The sequence below is a fragment of the Salipiger sp. PrR007 genome (assembly GCF_010499845.1).
Lineage (GTDB): Bacteria > Pseudomonadota > Alphaproteobacteria > Rhodobacterales > Rhodobacteraceae > Salipiger > Salipiger pacificus_A.
This window is the reverse complement of sequence record NZ_JAAGOZ010000006.1, coordinates 1-1,055: the sequence shown is the minus strand read 5'-3', so window position 1 is coordinate 1,055 and position 1,055 is coordinate 1. Positions and strand designations below refer to the sequence as shown.

The window sequence follows — 1,055 nt, the reverse complement described above, 5'->3', positions numbered from 1 at the left end:
CGCCGGTACCAGCGCAGCCACATCTCGGACGCGCAAAGCCTTTCAAACAGGCCGGATTGCGTCGCCGAGCGCGTTGAGTTTGGGCACTGATGGTGTGGATACCTCACCCCGCAACGGCATCGCGATGTGCCAAGATGGTGATGTTGAAAAGCACCAGCATGGAGGAGGTATCCGTGGAAGAGGTTACAGTCATCGGCATCGACTTGGCAAAGTCGGTTTTTCAACTCCACGGCGCGGATGCGTCAGGACGGCCCGTGTTCCGCAAGAAGCTCTCGCGGGCGCAGCTCACCCGGTTCATGGCCGAGCACCCGCCCTGCCTCGTCGCCATGGAGGCTTGCGCTTCGTCGCACTATTGGGGGCGGGAGTTCGTGAAACTCGGCCATGAGGTGCGGCTAATTCCGCCGATCTACGTGAAGCCCTTCGTGAAGCGGCAGAAAAACGATGCTAATGACGCCGAGGCCATCGCGGAGGCCGTGGTGCGTCCGACCATGCGGTTCGTGCCCGTGAAATCAGAAGAGCAGCAGGCCAGATCCATGGTCTTCAAGACACGCGATCTCCTTGTTCGACAACGCAACGCGCTCATCAACGCGCTGCGCGGGCACCTCATGGAATATGGCATCATCGCACCTCCCGGACGGACATTTGTCAGGAAACTCGAGGCGCAGGTCGATGCGCCAGAGAGCATGCTCCCATCCGGCGTCACCGAGCTTTGTCGCCTGCACCTCGAGCAGATTGGCAGTCTCGACGTCATGATCATGAAAATAGAAAAGCGCCTCAAAGAAGAAGCCAAGAGCGATCCAGAGACGATCCGCCTGCAGACCGCCCCGGGTGTCGGCCCCGTCAGCGCCATGGCAATTCAAGCCTTCGCCCCGCCGATGGAAGGGTTCCGGAGGGGGCGTGATTTTGCGGCCTGGCTGGGTCTCGTCCCCGTTCAAAAATCGACAGGTGGCCGGCAAATTCTGGGGCGCACCTCCAAAATGGGGCAACGGGACATTCGCAGACTGTTGATCATCGGCGCCATGACGCGGGTCAGATGGGCGGTCAAGAACGGCCCT

1 protein-coding gene is annotated in these 1,055 nt (G+C 60.7%); it reads left to right on the top strand.

What is annotated here, in order from left to right:
- Positions 1 to 158 precede the first annotated feature (158 nt).
- The coding region (locus G0Q01_RS00035) for an IS110 family transposase (protein WP_235939371.1) at positions 159 to 1,055 on the top strand (897 nt) is incomplete at its 3' end.